The organism is Arcobacter sp. F155, from assembly GCF_004116455.1.
GTDB lineage: Bacteria > Campylobacterota > Campylobacteria > Campylobacterales > Arcobacteraceae > Halarcobacter.
In genome coordinates this window covers 180,162-194,736 of the sequence record NZ_PDJU01000003.1, presented here as the reverse complement: position 1 = coordinate 194,736, position 14,575 = coordinate 180,162, and the positions used below count along the sequence as shown (strand labels likewise).

The window sequence follows — 14,575 nt, the reverse complement described above, 5'->3', positions numbered from 1 at the left end:
AAGAAGTCCTTATCCAAGAGAATAGAAAACTAAGCTCTTGGATATGAGAAGTTTGAGTAATTAAACTGCTTTTTTAACTTTCTCTTTTTCAATATAGTCTCTACAATCTATACAATACATTGCATGAGGCTTAACTCTTAATCTTCTAATAGTAATTTCAGAGTCACACATTTCACAAAGTCCAGTGTACTTTCCTTCTTCAATCTTTCTAAGAGCATGATTTATTAAATTTAACTCTTTTAATTGTTGATTCTTGATATGTACATCTGTAGAGTAGTCTCTACTTGCTGCTGCGAAATCACCTTCATCGTTTAAATCCATTTCACTTAAATTTAAATGTTCATTAGACAGATTATTAAGTGTTGACTCGATTGTCATCTTGTTTTGTAATAAAAGACTTTTAATCTCTTCTATTTGTTTTTTATTTAAACTTTTTGGCATGTTTTTCCCTAAAAATATTTTTCTTAATTGTACCGCAACACAGTTGCAAATAAATAGCATTGTTATATTTTTTTGCTTTATTTATCATAAAATATAAGATTGTGTATAATATCAAATAAAAATAATCTTTAAAGAGTTAATATGGATAAAAAATATACACCTGTACCTTGTGCATTTTATGATGAGTTTGAGGCAGCCGCCGTTAAAGGGCAAATTTGTGAAATTGTTTATTTAGAAAATGATGTAGAAAAAATAATCAAATCAAAAATAATTAATCTACAAACAAAAGACAAAGAAGAGTTTGTAATTCTTGAAAATAATCAAAAAATTAGATTAGATTTTATACAACTTTTTAATGGAGAATCTCCAAAAAATAGAAAATATTGTTAAAAGATTTGATACTTTTCCTTAAACTTGCTTAAGCTTCAAAAAAGGTTGCATATGCAATAATTGTATATGCAACTAAAAGGAGCCTTATGAATTATGCATTAAAAGACTCTATTGCTTATCGACTTATCAGAAGTTCGAATAGCGTTGTTAATAGTTTAAATAAAATACTTTCAGCTTATGATATTGCTATTGAACAACGTGCGACGCTAGAAATCATTAAATATGAACCTAACGTTAATCAAACGAAAATAGCGCAACTTCTTGGTAAAGATAAAACAACGATAAGTCGTTCATTAAACTCTTTAGAAAAAAAAGAGTTGATCACTAGAGAAAGTGATACCCAAAATGACAAAAGAAGCAATAAGATAAAGCTAACAAAAAAAGGTGAACGAATTTTAGAAGAAACACTTCCTTATGTAACCGATTTCAGGGAAGGACTTAATTCTAAAATCAGCGAAAAAGAGCATAAACTTTTTTTTGAAATATTAGATAAACTCGAACTCTAATAAATGTATATTTATAAAAGTCCTTTTGAGTGTGCTAAAAATTGTAAGGAGTAGATATGAATAATTATGTACAGGTTTCATGCGATTTATATGACATGTTTGAGGAAGCGGCAAGTAATAGCGTTAATTGTGAGATAACATTTTTAAAAGAAAAAGAAGAAGTGACTGTTACTTCTAAAATAGTGGACATAAGAAATGTAAGTAACAGTGAGTTTATGGAAACTGCAGATGGTACTGTAATTAGACTTGATAAAATTGTGGAGTTTAATGGTAGACCAACTGCTGATATTAATTACTATCAACACGCATAAATTTTTTTACCTAATTTCTTGACTATATAGTCAAAGAATTAGATTTTTGTACCCGTCAAAATAAACAACCTACTCTTCCTTGTGAGTAGGTATGTTTTCTCTTCTAAGCATCTTCATGTATAATACCTAATATCATTTTTTAAAATCTAAGGTTACCTATGAAGACACTATTTTTTTGTATTCTATTTTTTATTTCTATTCAAGCTGTTGCAAAACCTATAGTATTTACTGAGGAAGAAAAAGAGTTTATAAAAAACACTCCCCTAGTAAAAGTCGGGATGATGCCTGATTTTACGCCTTTTTCATACTATATAAAAAATACACCTGTAGGCTTTGAACATGAATTACTAAATATCTTATCTCAAAGAACTGGACTAGTATTTGAAAAAGAGTATGCTAAATGGACGACTATTTATACAGCCTTTAAAAACAAAGAAGTAGATGTAATAACAAGTATTTCACATAAAAAATATAGAGAACCTTTCACTACTTTTACAAGCTCTTATTATGATATTCCTATTATGATTTTTGTTAGAGATGATTTTGGTGAATATCTTGGAATAAAAAGCTTAGAAGGTAAAAAAGTTGGTGTTTTAAAAGATGTATTCTATATAAAAGAGCTTCAAAAAATTGACAATATAAATTTAGTATATTATGACACCTATGAAGAACTAACAAAAGATTTAGTTTTTGGGAAGATTGATGCTTTAATGCAAAATCTTACAAACATAAACTATCTAATCAAAAAAAACCTATACTCAAACCTAAAACTTGCTAGTGAACTTATCTTACCAAATACAAAAAAAGAAGACCTAAGACTAGGAGTAATTCCTGAAAAACCAATTTTGAGTTCAATTTTACAAAAAGGATTAAACTCTATTACAAAAAAAGAGAAAGAAGCTTTAGTAAATAAATGGATTGGTTCTATAAAAGAGTACAAAGGTGGACATATTGAGCTTAACAAAGATGAAAGAGCTTATTTAAATACAAAGACTATCAAGTATTGTATAAACCCTGATGGTTTACCTTTTGAAGGTCTAAATGAAAAAAATGAACACTCAGGGATTAGCTCTGATTATTATAGTTTGTTTGAAAATATTTTATCTGCAAAGTTTGAGCTTGTAAGAACAGAGAACTGGAATCAGTCAATAACATTTATCAAAGAGAAAAAGTGCGATATGTTGGCTCTTGGGATGGAAACATACGAAAGAAAAAAATATCTAAACTTCACAAGTAACTATTTAAATGTACCACTTGTAGTAGCTACAAAAGTTGATGTACCCTTTATAAATCATATCCTTGATTTAGAAGGAGAGAAAGTTGGTATCATAAAAGGTGATGCTTTTGTGAAGATTTTAAGACAGAAGTATCCATCTCTTGATTTAGTAGAAGTTGAAGATATAAATGAAGGGCTTGACAAAGTTAAAAGTGGAAAGCTTTTTGGCTTTATTGATACCCTTGCTAGTATTGGATATGAGTTTCAGCACAAGTATTTTGGGGAACTTAAAATTGCAGGAAAGATAAATGAAACGCTAGAGCTATCTATGGCAGTTGTAAAAGAGGATGAAATTTTATTAAACATCTTACAAAAAGCTATAAATAGTATGACAAATGATATGCACAGAGAAATCTTTAGTAAATGGATTCCAATAAAATATGAAAAAGGTGTAAACTACGGACTTGTATGGAAGATTGCTATTGGTTCTTTGATAGTTATTCTTTTAGTGGTTTATTGGAATAGAAAAATCATAAAAACAAATAGACTTTTAGAAGAAGCTCAAAAAGATATAGAAGAGAAAAACAAAGAGCTAGAAAAACTTGCAACGACAGATAAACTAACAAACCTATACAATAGAAGAAAGATAGAAGAACTTTTAGAGTTTGAGATAAATAGAAGCGAAAGGTTTAATCACAACTTTGGTTTAGCAATAGTTGATATAGATAAGTTCAAAGAAGTAAATGACACATATGGTCACCAAGTTGGAGATAAAGTACTAAAAGAGCTTGCAAATATTCTAAATACAAATAGAAGAAAAACAGACTTTGTAGGACGATATGGTGGAGAAGAGTTTGTAATCATCTGCCCAGAATCAGATGTACAAGGGGTGATTAAACTAATGGAAACTTTTAAAGAAAAGATTTGCAACTATGAGTTTTCTAAAGTAGAAAATAAAACTGCAAGTTTTGGGGTAACCATGTCTCAAAGAGGTGATACTATTGAGTCAATTCTAAAAAGAGCAGATGATGCACTTTATAAAGCCAAAGATAATGGTAGAAATAAAATCGAGTACAAATAAATGACTATAGAACAAAGATTTTTACAAAAAGCTGTTGAAGATAAAAACTATGTTAGCTTTTCATATGAGAATAAATCATATAAGAAAGTTAAACCTTTAAAAATAGAAGAGAATATTTTACATAGTGACTCTGGAAAGTTTGAGATTAGTAAACTTTCTAGAGTGCAGGTTTTGAAAGATAGGTTTTAGTCTATTACTTTTTGATGGCAAAAAGTAAAACAAAAAGCCACCCACGGTTTCGAAGTTTGCTAAAGCAAATACCTTCAAGTTTTTAAATTTATTTCTAGCTTCGAAAACTCACTCACAAAAGATATATTTAATATCTTTTATTCATTCAAACAGTTCTCAGCTTTTTGCGAAATTAATTTATAAACTTTCAGCTTCTGCAAATGTGGGATTTTTTACTAATAATTAAGACTATTATTACATAAAATAGATTATTTATTAATCTTTAAATATAATTATTTAAAATACTTAAAGGTTTAATATGGGTACTGATATATCTGTTGTAAATGCTGGTAAATTTGCTAAACCAATGAATACACTAATTGAGAAAATAGCTAATGCAACAGGAGTGATTTATGAACCAACAAAAATTCGAAGAAAAGCAAAAGCTGAAGCAGATGCAGCAAAGACAAAAGCGCTTGTAGATTTAGAAATTGAAGAAATTCAAAAGAGAGCTTTAAATAGACTTGTTAATGAAGAAATTAAAAAGCAAGAAAATATTGAAGCTATTACAGAAAAATCTTTTGATTCAATAAAAGAGAATGCATCTCCTGAAAATATTGAAGATGATTGGATAAGTAACTTTTTTGATAAGTGCAAATTAATTTCAGATGAAGATATGCAAAAATTATGGGGTAAAGTTCTTGCTGGAGAAGCAAATACTCCAGGAAAACACTCTAAAAGAACTATTGAGTTTATGTCTACAATGGATAGATATGATGCAGAAATATTTAATAAATTAAGCCATTTTTGTTGGATTTTTGACGACATTCAACCTATTATTTTAAACCATAAAGATAAAGAAACAAATAAACTTCTTTCATATAATGAATTAACTCATTTAGAATCTATAGGGTTAATAACTACCGAAAGTTTTGGATTAGTTAAGCTTATTGCAAATAAAATAGAAGCTATTTGTTTTTATAAAGGAAGACAACTTAACATCAAAGCTTCAAACTCTAAAAACTATAAAGTTAATATAGGAATAATCGCTTTAACTAAAATAGGACAAGATTTAATGAGTATAATATTAGATAATCAAAACTATGAATCTTCTTATTATGATTCTATTATAACTAGTTTTTATAAACAAGGTTTTATACTTTCAGAATCTTTAGAAAATAGATATCTATTTAAATCAAATAACTAATTTTATTCAAGGTCAAGGCAGATAGAATTTTTAAGCAAGGAGTTTACTTTTGTAAATGACTTACTTAAAAATTTGTGTCGAACGTAGAGATTGGATAAAAGTAGTTATTTTCCTCTCGACATACTTTTTCCAGCTAAATATCCTGAAGCCCAAGCAAACTGAAGATTATATCCCCCACGGTTACCCACAATATCCAACACCTCTCCAGCTAAATAAAGCCCCCTACACTTCTTACTCTCAAAAGTTTTATCATCAACTTCATCAGTTCTAACTCCACCGCCACTAGCTTCTGCATGTTTGAAACCTTGAGTATCAATAACTTTCATTCTAAGATTTATAAGAGTGTTTACTATAGCTCTAATATGTTTTGCATTTACATCAATGGCTTTTATTTCACTATCTACTTTTATCATATCAAGGATTACTGGAACTAGTTTATTTGAAACTACTCCACTAAGGATATTTCCTAGTTTTTCATTTGGTAAAGACTTCACTAAAGACTCTATCATTCCTAAAACTTCATTTCTAGTTTGTTTTGGGAAAAGATTTATAGCTATTTGTACATCTTGATATAAAGACATTGGATAAACAGCATATTGAGAGATATCTAAAATAGCAAAGCCAGAAACCCCATACTTAGTAAATAAAACATCCCCTAAGATTTCATTCTCTTTTTGTCCATCTATATAAAGAGTGACTAAAGACTCTTTTTTTACCCCTTGAAGTCTAGCTTTATGTTCAAAGTCTGTTTGAAGTCCCACAAGTGAAGGGTAAGTTATATTTGACGAGTGTCCAAAGCTACTTGCAATATCCATTCCTATTTCTGTAGAGTTTAGCTGTGGAGCTGCAGCAAGTCCAGAACTAATCAAGACTTTATCATAATCTTTAAACTCTTTCTCTTCTGAACTAAGTATAAATTTCTCTTCTTCTTTTCTAATCTTTACTATTTTAGTATTGCCGATAAAATTTAAACCCAAGCTTTCTAGTTTAGATTGTAAAAGAGTAGTTACAGATTTTGCTTCATTTGATAAAGGATATACCTTACCATCTTCTTTAACATCAAGTAAAAGCCCAAGTGATTTACTAAACTTTTTAAAATGGTTAAAATCAAACTGCTTTAAACAGTAGCTAGTAAAAGAAGGGTTTTCTCCTATATAGTTAGAAACTTGGGCATTTATATTTGAGATATTACATCTTCCATTTCCACTTGCAAGTATCTTTTTTCCTATGGCATTATTAATATCAAATAGGTCAATTTCAAGACTTGGATTTTCACTTTTTGCTGTAATTGAAGCTATTAAACCTGCTGCTCCTGCACCTATTATTGCAATCTTACTCATTTAGTACTCTTTTTTTTCAAATTTTTTTATTATGATAAATATTATTTATTACAAAATGATTTTTATATCTTGATAGATACTTATAACTTTGATATAATGGGGATTATAACAAATATTTTCTTAACATCTTAATCAATCCATACTAAGTTAATCAACTATAATTCACAGCCCAGATATAAAGCCTATTTGATTAATCACTATTAAAACACTTGACTTTAATTTAAAAATATTATACAATTTCACTACAAAATAAAAAAAGACAATTTTATAAAGGAAAAAAAATGCAAAAAGAAACAATTGCAGTTCATGGAGGTTACAACAACAAAGAAGGTTGGGGTACTATGTCTGTGCCAATCGCACAAACAACTGCTTATGCATTTAGGGATGCAGAACACGCAGCAAACTTATTTGCATTAAAAGAGTTAGGTTCTATTTATACTAGACTTACGAACCCTACTACTGATGTATTAGAACAAAGATTTGCACAACTTGAAGGTGGAGCAGCTGCTATTTGTACAGCAAGTGGTCAATCTGCAATCTTCTATGCTATTGCAAATGTTGCTGAAGCAGGTGATAATATTTTAATCTCAGACAAACTATATGGTGGTGCAGTTACTTTATTAACTCACACTATTAAAAGATTTGGGATTACTGCAAAAGTATTTAAAAGTGCTGATGCTAGTGATTTAGAAGAGCAAATTGATGATAAAACAAAAGCTATCTTCTTTGAATCATTATCAAACCCACAAATTGCTATTGCAGATGTAGAAAAAATTGTTGAAATCGCTAAAAGAAATGGTGTTTTAACAGTTTGTGATAATACAGTTGCAAGTGCAGCTTTATTTAACCCAATTTCATGGGGAGTAGATGTAGTTGTTCACTCAACTTCTAAATATACAAACGGTCAAGGTACTGCTGTTGGTGGTATTGTTGTTGAAAGAGATGGTTTAGCAGAGTTTTTCAAAGAAAATGCAAACAGATATTCACACTTTGTTGAGCCAGATGAATCATATCATGGATTAGTTTATGTTGATGTTCCTCTTCCAAACTTTTGTTTAAGAATTAGATTAAACCTTTTAAGAGATATTGGAGCTGCACAGTCACCACATAACTCATGGTTACTATTACAAGCAATTGAAACTTTAGATATTAGAATGGAAAAACATTCAAACAGTGCTTTAGAAGTAGCCAAATTTTTAGAATCTCATCCAAAAGTTAAATCAGTTAACTACCCTGGATTAGAGTCAAATGCAGACTATGACAAAGCACAAAAATATTTCAAAGATGGTAAGTCTTCTGGTCTTATCTCTTTTGAAGCTGAATCTTATGAAGCAGCAAAAACAATAATTGACCAAGCTAAGTTATTTAGTGTTGTTGTAAACATTGGTGATTCTAAGTCGTTAATTGTACACCCAGCTTCAACAACTCATTCACAAATGAGTGAAGAAGAGTTATTAAAAGCAGGTGTGAATCCTAGCACTGTTAGGTTATCTATTGGATTAGAAAATCCAAAAGATTTAATTGAAGACTTAGAGCAAGCATTAGCGTAAGGATAACAGTAATGCCTCTAATTTCAACAAAAGGTGTATATGGTCTAACAGCCATGTATGAATTAAGTAAGCACGAAGATGAATCTCCCATGCAAATTAAGGAGATTTCATCAAATGCTAATATTCCACAAAACTATCTTGAGCAATTACTAGGAAAGCTTAGACGAGCTGAACTAGTAAAAAGTATCAGGGGAGCAAAAGGTGGATATGTATTAGCTCAGAAGCCTGAAGATATTTCAGTAAAGGATATTTTAGTTGCCCTTGAAGGTGATTTAAAAATCATCGATAGCAAAGCTGATAACCCGATTTTAAATATCTTCTTTGATGATGCTAAGAAAAGCACAAAAGAACTGTTTGATATCTCACTAGCAAAACTAGATGAATATCAAGACAAATATAACGAATTTTTACATTACAGTATATAAATAGAAAGGATATAAAAAATGAAATTTGCAAACAATGTTACAGAATTAATTGGAAATACACCTCTTGTAAAGTTACAAGCAGCGAGTGAAAAAAGTGGAGCTACAGTTTTAGGAAAATGTGAGTTTATGAACCCAACTCATTCAGTAAAAGATAGAATTGGTACAAACATGATTAAAGCTGCTTTAGAGCAAAACTTAATCAATGAAAATACAACAGTTATTGAGCCAACATCAGGAAATACTGGTATTGCTTTAGCTTCTGTTTGTGCAGGACTTGGAATCAAGTTAATCCTTACTATGCCTTCATCAATGAGTATTGAAAGAAGAAAATTATTAAAAGCTTTAGGTGCTGAATTAGTACTTACTGAGCCAGAAAAAGGAATGAAAGGTGCTGTTGAAAAAGCAAATGAATTAGCTGAAAAAACTGAAAACTCATTTGTTCCTCAACAATTTGCAAATGGTGCAAACCCAGATATTCACAGAAAAACAACTGCAAAAGAGATTTTAGATGACACTGACGGAAAAGTTGATATCTTAGTTGCAGCTATTGGTACAGGTGGTTCTATCACTGGTATTGGTGAAGTATTAAAACAACACAACCCTGATATTCAAGTAATTGCAGTTGAGCCAGAAGCTTCTCCTGTATTAAGTGGTGGTAAACCAGGACCACACAGAATTCAAGGTATTGGTGCTGGATTTGTTCCAGATGTATTAAATACTACTGTTTATGATGAAGTAGTACAAGTTTCAAATGAAGATGCAATTGCAGCTTCTAGAAATTTAGCTAGCAGCGAAGGTCTATTAGTTGGTATCTCAGCTGGAGCAAATGCATTCATTGCAGAGCAAGTTGCAGCAAGACCAGAAAACAAAGGTAAAACAATCGTTACTATTCTTTGTGACACAGGAGAGAGATACTTAAGTGTTGGTCTATATGATGATGAGTAAAAACTCATCATCATTCAATAATTCTATGGGGTAAATATGGCAGAAAAAGCTTACAGATCAGTTGTAAAAACTGTCTCTTGGCGTACAGTTGGAACGCTAGATACAATCATCATCTCTTATTTTATTACAGGTAATTTAGGAATGGCAGCTTCAATTGGTTCAATTGAACTTGTTACTAAAATGATATTGTATTACTTCCATGAAAGAGCATGGAATAAAATTTCCTTTGGAAAAACTAAAGAACCTGATTATCAAATTTAAAAAAGGCAATTATGGACATCAATGATTTAAACCAAAAGTTTCAAAACTCAACTGCACAAGAGATTACAGAATACTTCATAAAGGAGTATGGACAAGATGCTGCTTTATCAAGTAGCTTAGGTGCAGAAGACCAAGTTTTAACAGACATGGTTCTAAAAGTAGATAAAAGTGCAAATATCTTTACACTAGATACGGGAAGATTACATCCTGAAACATATGATGTTATGGATGCTACAAACCTAAAATATGGTGTTAAGTTAAATGTTTTTTTCCCTTTAAATGAAAAGGTAGAAGAGCTTTATCAAAAACAAGGTATCAATGGACACTTTGAGAGTATTGAAAATAGAAAAAATTGCTGTAACATTAGAAAAATGGAGCCTCTTAGACGAGCACTTAAACCTTTAAAGGTTTGGATTACAGGTCTTAGAGCAGCACAAAGTGTTACAAGAACAGATATGCCAGTAGTTGAATATGATGAAAACTTTGAAGTAATCAAAGTTAATCCTCTAATCAACTGGAGTGAAGAAGATGTATGGAATTACATTAAACAAAACAATGTTCCATATAACAAACTTCATGACCAAGGTTTCCCTAGTATTGGATGTGCACCCTGTACCAGAGCCATTAAGGATGGTGAAGATATTAGAGCTGGAAGATGGTGGTGGGAAAACCCTGAGCATAAAGAGTGCGGATTACACGCAAAGTAGTTAAATGTAGATGAATTCAAACTTTTAATTTGAGGGAATCTAAAACAAAAAATTAATGGGACGAGATATAATGAGTGAAATAAATATAAGTACTGAAAGACTTACACATTTAAAACAATTAGAAGCTGAATCAATGCATATTATGAGAGAAGTAATAGCTGAGTTTTCAAACCCAGCAATGCTTTACTCAGTAGGAAAAGACTCTTCTGTAATGCTACATATTTTACAAAAGGCTTTCTATCCAGCACCGCCACCACTTCCTTTAGTACACGTAGATACTAAATGGAAATTTAAAGAGATGATTGAGTTTAGAGATAGACGAGCAAAAGAAGTAGGAATGGAATTAATCGTTTACTCTAATCCAAAGGGAATCGAAATGGATATTTCTCCATTTGAACATGGTTCTGCTTTACATACTGATATTATGAAGACTCAAGGTCTAAAACAAATGCTAGATATTCAAAAGTTTGATGCAGTATTTGGTGGGGCTAGAAGAGATGAAGAAAAATCAAGAGCTAAAGAGAGAATTTACTCATTTAGAGATGAAAACCACAGATGGGACCCAAAAAACCAAAGACCAGAGTTATGGAATATCTATAACGGTAGACACACAAAAGGTGAGTCTATTAGAGTATTCCCATTATCAAACTGGACTGAGCTTGATATTTGGCAATATATCTATTTAGAGCAAATACCTATTCCTGATTTATACTTCTCAAAAGAAAGAGAAGTAGTTGAATACATGGGTACAAAAATCATGGTAGATGATGAAAGAATGCCAGAAGAGTTAAGAAAAACTGCTAAGAAAGAGAAAGTGAGATTTAGAACACTTGGATGTTATCCACTAACAGGAGCAGTTGAGAGTGAAGCAACTACTTTACCTGAGATTATTCAAGAGATGTTAGTTTGTACAACATCTGAAAGACAAGGTAGATTAATTGATAGTGATGGTGACGCATCAATGGAGAAGAAAAAACAAGAGGGGTATTTTTAATGGCACACCAATCAGATTTAATTGCTGAAAATATTGAACAATATTTAAAAGAGCATGAACACAAAGAGATTCTTAGATTTATTACTTGTGGTTCAGTTGATGATGGTAAAAGTACTTTAATTGGAAGACTTCTTTATGATTCAAAAATGATTTTTGAAGACCAATTAGCATCTATTGAAAAAGACTCTAAAAAAAGTGGTACAACAGGGGATAAAATTGACCTTGCACTTTTAGTTGATGGACTAGCAAGTGAGCGAGAACAAGGTATTACTATTGATGTTGCTTATAGATTCTTCTCAACTGATAAAAGAAAGTTTATTATTGCAGACACTCCAGGTCATGAGCAATATACAAGAAACATGGCTACAGGAGCTTCAACAGCAGACTTAGCGATTATTCTTATTGATGCTAGACAAGGTGTTTTAACTCAAACTAAAAGACACTCTTATATCGCTTCATTATTAGGAATTAAAAACCTAATTGTTGCTATTAATAAAATGGATTTAGTTGACTTTAGCAAAGAGAGATTTGAAGAGATTAAAAAAGATTATGAAGAGATTATTCCAAATCTTCCTCATAATGAAGATATTAACTTTAACTATATTCCAATCTCTGCATTAGATGGAGATAATATTGTTTCAATTTCTCCTAAATGTTCTTGGTATGAAGGTCTTCCATTAATGGGATTACTTGATAGTGTAGAAATTCACCATGATGAAAATGATGACTTTAGACTACCAGTTCAATATGTTTCTAGACCTCACTTAAACTTTAGAGGTTTTTCTGGAACTATTGCAAGTGGTAAAATATCTGTTGGTGATGAGATTACAGTTTTACCATCAAGAAAAACATCAGTTGTTAAATCAATTGTTTCAAATGATGTTAAAGACTTAAGACCAATAGGAAAAGATGAAACTGTTGAGACTATTGAAACAGCATATGCACCAATGGCTACAACAATTACATTAAAAGATGAAATTGATATTTCAAGAGGAGACATGATTGTAAAATCAAACTCTATTCCTCAAGTTTCAAACAAACTAAATGTAATGGTAGTTTGGATGGATGAAAAACCAATGGAGTTAAACAATAGCTATATAATTAAAAGAGCTACTTCTGTTATAAATGGTTCATTTAAAGCAATTGAATTCAAAAAAGATATCAATAGCTTTAAAGAAATCTCTACAGATAGTCTTGAACTAAATGATATTGCAAAATGTTCATTATCTTTAGATAGACAAATTGCTGTTGATTCATACTATGAAAATAGACACACTGGAAGTTTTATTATCATTGATAGATATACAAACTCAACAGTTGGTGCTGGTATGATTGTAGATGCAGTTGAAACTCAAAGTAAAGATGAAGAGTTAAGAGAGTATACAAAAGCTGAAATAGCTTTAAACCAATATATTAGAGATAACTTCCCTGAGTGGGGATGTAAAGAGATTTTAGGATAACTCATGGCAAAAGAAACTAAAGCACAAAGAGTAGAACGAATCAAAAAAGAGAAAGATGGTCTTGATGTACTTCAAGACATCTATCTTTATGCAGTTACAGGTGAAGAAGTAGACCCAGAAGATATTGATAGATTTAAATGGTACGGAATGTACACACAAAACAAAAATCTACAAGCAGATGATGATAACACTTTATATTTCATGCTTAGAGTTAAACTTGAAGGTGGTCAATTAACACTTCCTCAACTAAAAGTTGTATCTGAGATATCTGAAAAATATGCAAGGGGAACTGCTGATTTTACAACAAGACAAGATTTACAGTTTCACTTTATCAAAGTAGTTGATTTACCAGAAATCTTCAGACTTCTTGATACAGTAGGATTATCATCTATTTTTGCAGCAGGAGACGTTCCAAGAAACGTTGTTTCATGTCCTATTAATGGTATTGACCATGAAGAAATCGCTGATGTAAGAGAAACAGTTGATAAACTAAATGAAGCATTTAAAGGAAATAGAGTATTCTCTAACCTTCCTAGAAAATATAAAGTTGGTGTAAATGGATGTTCTAAAAACTGTATGCACCATGAAATCCAAGATGTTAGTTTCAATGCTGTAAAACAAGAGAATGGAAGAATCCAATTTGCAGTAAGTGTTGGTGGTGGTTTAGCTTCAAATAAAAGAGTTGCTAATCATATTGGATATGTTACACCATCACAAGTTGTTCCAGCAGCTAAAGCTATTACTAAAATCTATAGAGACCATGGATTAAGAGAAAAAAGAAATAAAGCTAGACTTGGGCACTTAATTGAAGAGTGGGGAATTGAAAAGTTTGTTGAAGAGTTACAAGCTTCTTTAACATTTAAAATCAAAGAACCAAATGAGATTGAATATACAAACTCAAGATTTAGAGAGCACTTTGGAATTCACCAAAGTAAGCAAAAAGGTAAAAGCTATATTGGGTGTGCATTAAACTCTGGACACATTGGTGTTGAGGGATTAAATGACCTAATTGAACTATTTGAAAAATATGGAGCAACTGCACTTAAATCTACAGTTACTCAAAATATTATCATCTTAGATGCAAATAGCGATACTGCTGAAGAGTTTGCTAAAGAACTAGAAAAAGTTAATATTTACCCTTACCCATCTAACTTTAGAGCAAGGGTTCAAGCATGTACAGGTATTGACTTCTGTAAATTTGCAATTTCAGAAACAAAAGGTGTTGCAAAAAGATTAGTTGACCACTTAGAAAACAAATTCCCTGATTTTGGAGAAAGAGTTTCTATTTCTGTAAATGGTTGTCCTAACTCTTGTGCTCACCCACATATTGTTGACCTTGGTTTTATGGGAACAAAAGTTAAAAAAGATGGAAAAACTGTTACAGGATTTGAGCTTCTTGTTGGTGGTTTCCTTGAAGGAGACAAGTCTCAATTTAACCAAAAAACTGGAATTAAATTTGCAGTTGAAGATGTAAATGAAAATGTTGAAGAGATTATAAATGAATATATAGCTTCTGAACATTCATCATTCCATGATTTCATCATTACAAAAGCGAAATAGTAGAAAAGATTAA

General features: G+C 30.9%; 16 protein-coding genes. 14 read left to right on the top strand and 2 right to left on the bottom strand.

Features of this window, described 5'->3' with window-relative positions:
* Positions 1 to 60 precede the first annotated feature (60 nt).
* On the bottom strand, positions 61 to 441 hold the full coding sequence (dksA, locus tag CRV03_RS05515; RefSeq protein WP_129084149.1) for an RNA polymerase-binding protein DksA: 381 nt from the start codon (positions 439 to 441) through the stop codon (positions 61 to 63).
* A gap of 141 nt (positions 442 to 582) precedes the next feature.
* Here dksA and CRV03_RS05510 point away from each other — a divergent pair, with 141 nt between their 5' ends.
* The 6 genes from CRV03_RS05510 to CRV03_RS05485 all read left to right on the top strand — a co-directional run bounded on the left by CRV03_RS05510 (position 583) and on the right by CRV03_RS05485 (position 5,320).
* Entirely contained in the window at positions 583 to 831 is a 249-nt protein-coding gene (locus CRV03_RS05510; RefSeq protein WP_129084148.1) for a hypothetical protein, read from the top strand.
* 86 nt (positions 832 to 917) lie between these two features.
* Positions 918 to 1,337: a MarR family winged helix-turn-helix transcriptional regulator gene (locus tag CRV03_RS05505; RefSeq protein WP_129084147.1), complete on the top strand. Its 420-nt coding sequence runs from the start codon at positions 918 to 920 to the stop codon at positions 1,335 to 1,337.
* Between the two features lie 56 nt (positions 1,338 to 1,393).
* The gene (locus CRV03_RS05500; protein WP_129084146.1) at positions 1,394 to 1,648 is read left to right on the top strand and encodes a hypothetical protein; all 255 of its coding nucleotides are present in this window, start codon (positions 1,394 to 1,396) and stop codon (positions 1,646 to 1,648) included.
* 158 nt (positions 1,649 to 1,806) lie between these two features.
* The gene (locus CRV03_RS05495) at positions 1,807 to 3,945 is read left to right on the top strand and encodes a diguanylate cyclase (RefSeq protein ID WP_129084145.1); all 2,139 of its coding nucleotides are present in this window, start codon (positions 1,807 to 1,809) and stop codon (positions 3,943 to 3,945) included.
* Positions 3,946 to 4,134, top strand: coding sequence for a hypothetical protein (locus tag CRV03_RS05490; RefSeq protein WP_129084144.1), 189 nt, complete (start codon positions 3,946 to 3,948; stop codon positions 4,132 to 4,134).
* A gap of 298 nt (positions 4,135 to 4,432) precedes the next feature.
* Entirely contained in the window at positions 4,433 to 5,320 is an 888-nt protein-coding gene (locus CRV03_RS05485) for a DUF2806 domain-containing protein (protein WP_129084143.1), read from the top strand.
* A gap of 104 nt (positions 5,321 to 5,424) precedes the next feature.
* On the opposite strand, the gene CRV03_RS05480 is transcribed toward CRV03_RS05485, so the two are convergent.
* Positions 5,425 to 6,660 carry an NAD(P)/FAD-dependent oxidoreductase gene (locus CRV03_RS05480; RefSeq protein WP_129084142.1) on the bottom strand — a complete coding sequence of 412 codons (1,236 nt, stop codon included), beginning with the start codon at positions 6,658 to 6,660 and terminating at the stop codon, positions 5,425 to 5,427.
* A 281-nt stretch (positions 6,661 to 6,941) separates the two neighbouring features.
* Between CRV03_RS05480 and CRV03_RS05475 the strand changes: the two genes are divergently transcribed.
* The 8 genes from CRV03_RS05475 (at position 6,942) to CRV03_RS05440 (ending at position 14,562) form a co-directional block, all read left to right on the top strand.
* Positions 6,942 to 8,210, top strand: a complete 1,269-nt coding sequence (locus CRV03_RS05475) for an O-acetylhomoserine aminocarboxypropyltransferase/cysteine synthase family protein (protein WP_129084141.1) — start codon at positions 6,942 to 6,944, stop codon at positions 8,208 to 8,210.
* 11 nt (positions 8,211 to 8,221) lie between these two features.
* Entirely contained in the window at positions 8,222 to 8,635 is a 414-nt protein-coding gene (locus CRV03_RS05470; protein ID WP_129084140.1) for an Rrf2 family transcriptional regulator, read from the top strand.
* An 18-nt stretch (positions 8,636 to 8,653) separates the two neighbouring features.
* The gene (gene cysK / locus CRV03_RS05465; protein ID WP_129084139.1) at positions 8,654 to 9,580 is read left to right on the top strand and encodes a cysteine synthase A; all 927 of its coding nucleotides are present in this window, start codon (positions 8,654 to 8,656) and stop codon (positions 9,578 to 9,580) included.
* A gap of 36 nt (positions 9,581 to 9,616) precedes the next feature.
* Positions 9,617 to 9,841: a DUF2061 domain-containing protein gene (locus CRV03_RS05460; RefSeq protein ID WP_129084138.1), complete on the top strand. Its 225-nt coding sequence runs from the start codon at positions 9,617 to 9,619 to the stop codon at positions 9,839 to 9,841.
* Between the two features lie 11 nt (positions 9,842 to 9,852).
* Positions 9,853 to 10,548, top strand: coding sequence for a phosphoadenylyl-sulfate reductase (locus tag CRV03_RS05455; protein WP_129084137.1), 696 nt, complete (start codon positions 9,853 to 9,855; stop codon positions 10,546 to 10,548).
* Between the two features lie 70 nt (positions 10,549 to 10,618).
* Positions 10,619 to 11,542 carry a sulfate adenylyltransferase subunit CysD gene (gene cysD, locus CRV03_RS05450; RefSeq protein WP_258239014.1) on the top strand — a complete coding sequence of 308 codons (924 nt, stop codon included), beginning with the start codon at positions 10,619 to 10,621 and terminating at the stop codon, positions 11,540 to 11,542.
* The gene (gene cysN / locus CRV03_RS05445; RefSeq protein ID WP_129084136.1) at positions 11,542 to 13,002 is read left to right on the top strand and encodes a sulfate adenylyltransferase subunit CysN; all 1,461 of its coding nucleotides are present in this window, start codon (positions 11,542 to 11,544) and stop codon (positions 13,000 to 13,002) included. The genes cysD and cysN overlap by 1 nt, the downstream gene beginning before the upstream one ends.
* Positions 13,003 to 13,005: 3 nt before the next feature.
* Complete coding sequence (locus tag CRV03_RS05440) at positions 13,006 to 14,562, top strand: nitrite/sulfite reductase (RefSeq protein WP_129084135.1); 1,557 nt, start codon at positions 13,006 to 13,008, stop codon at positions 14,560 to 14,562.
* Positions 14,563 to 14,575: the final 13 nt, after the last annotated feature.

What these genes read in the sequence shown, in the direction of transcription:
- CRV03_RS05440 (WP_129084135.1), top strand. Translation starts at nt 13,006, where the DNA reads ATGGCAAAAGAAACTAAAGCACAAAGAGTAGAACGAATCAAAAAAGAG.
- CRV03_RS05505 (WP_129084147.1), top strand. Translation starts at nt 918, where the DNA reads ATGAATTATGCATTAAAAGACTCTATTGCTTATCGACTTATCAGAAGT.
- CRV03_RS05510 (WP_129084148.1), top strand. Translation starts at nt 583, where the DNA reads ATGGATAAAAAATATACACCTGTACCTTGTGCATTTTATGATGAGTTT.
- CRV03_RS05495 (WP_129084145.1), top strand. Translation starts at nt 1,807, where the DNA reads ATGAAGACACTATTTTTTTGTATTCTATTTTTTATTTCTATTCAAGCT.
- CRV03_RS05475 (WP_129084141.1), top strand. Translation starts at nt 6,942, where the DNA reads ATGCAAAAAGAAACAATTGCAGTTCATGGAGGTTACAACAACAAAGAA.
- cysD (WP_258239014.1), top strand. Translation starts at nt 10,619, where the DNA reads ATGAGTGAAATAAATATAAGTACTGAAAGACTTACACATTTAAAACAA.
- CRV03_RS05490 (WP_129084144.1), top strand. Translation starts at nt 3,946, where the DNA reads ATGACTATAGAACAAAGATTTTTACAAAAAGCTGTTGAAGATAAAAAC.
- cysN (WP_129084136.1), top strand. Translation starts at nt 11,542, where the DNA reads ATGGCACACCAATCAGATTTAATTGCTGAAAATATTGAACAATATTTA.
- CRV03_RS05480 (WP_129084142.1), bottom strand. Translation starts at nt 6,660, where the DNA reads ATGAGTAAGATTGCAATAATAGGTGCAGGAGCAGCAGGTTTAATAGCT.
- CRV03_RS05485 (WP_129084143.1), top strand. Translation starts at nt 4,433, where the DNA reads ATGGGTACTGATATATCTGTTGTAAATGCTGGTAAATTTGCTAAACCA.
- cysK (WP_129084139.1), top strand. Translation starts at nt 8,654, where the DNA reads ATGAAATTTGCAAACAATGTTACAGAATTAATTGGAAATACACCTCTT.
- CRV03_RS05460 (WP_129084138.1), top strand. Translation starts at nt 9,617, where the DNA reads ATGGCAGAAAAAGCTTACAGATCAGTTGTAAAAACTGTCTCTTGGCGT.
- CRV03_RS05455 (WP_129084137.1), top strand. Translation starts at nt 9,853, where the DNA reads ATGGACATCAATGATTTAAACCAAAAGTTTCAAAACTCAACTGCACAA.
- dksA (WP_129084149.1), bottom strand. Translation starts at nt 441, where the DNA reads ATGCCAAAAAGTTTAAATAAAAAACAAATAGAAGAGATTAAAAGTCTT.
- CRV03_RS05470 (WP_129084140.1), top strand. Translation starts at nt 8,222, where the DNA reads ATGCCTCTAATTTCAACAAAAGGTGTATATGGTCTAACAGCCATGTAT.
- CRV03_RS05500 (WP_129084146.1), top strand. Translation starts at nt 1,394, where the DNA reads ATGAATAATTATGTACAGGTTTCATGCGATTTATATGACATGTTTGAG.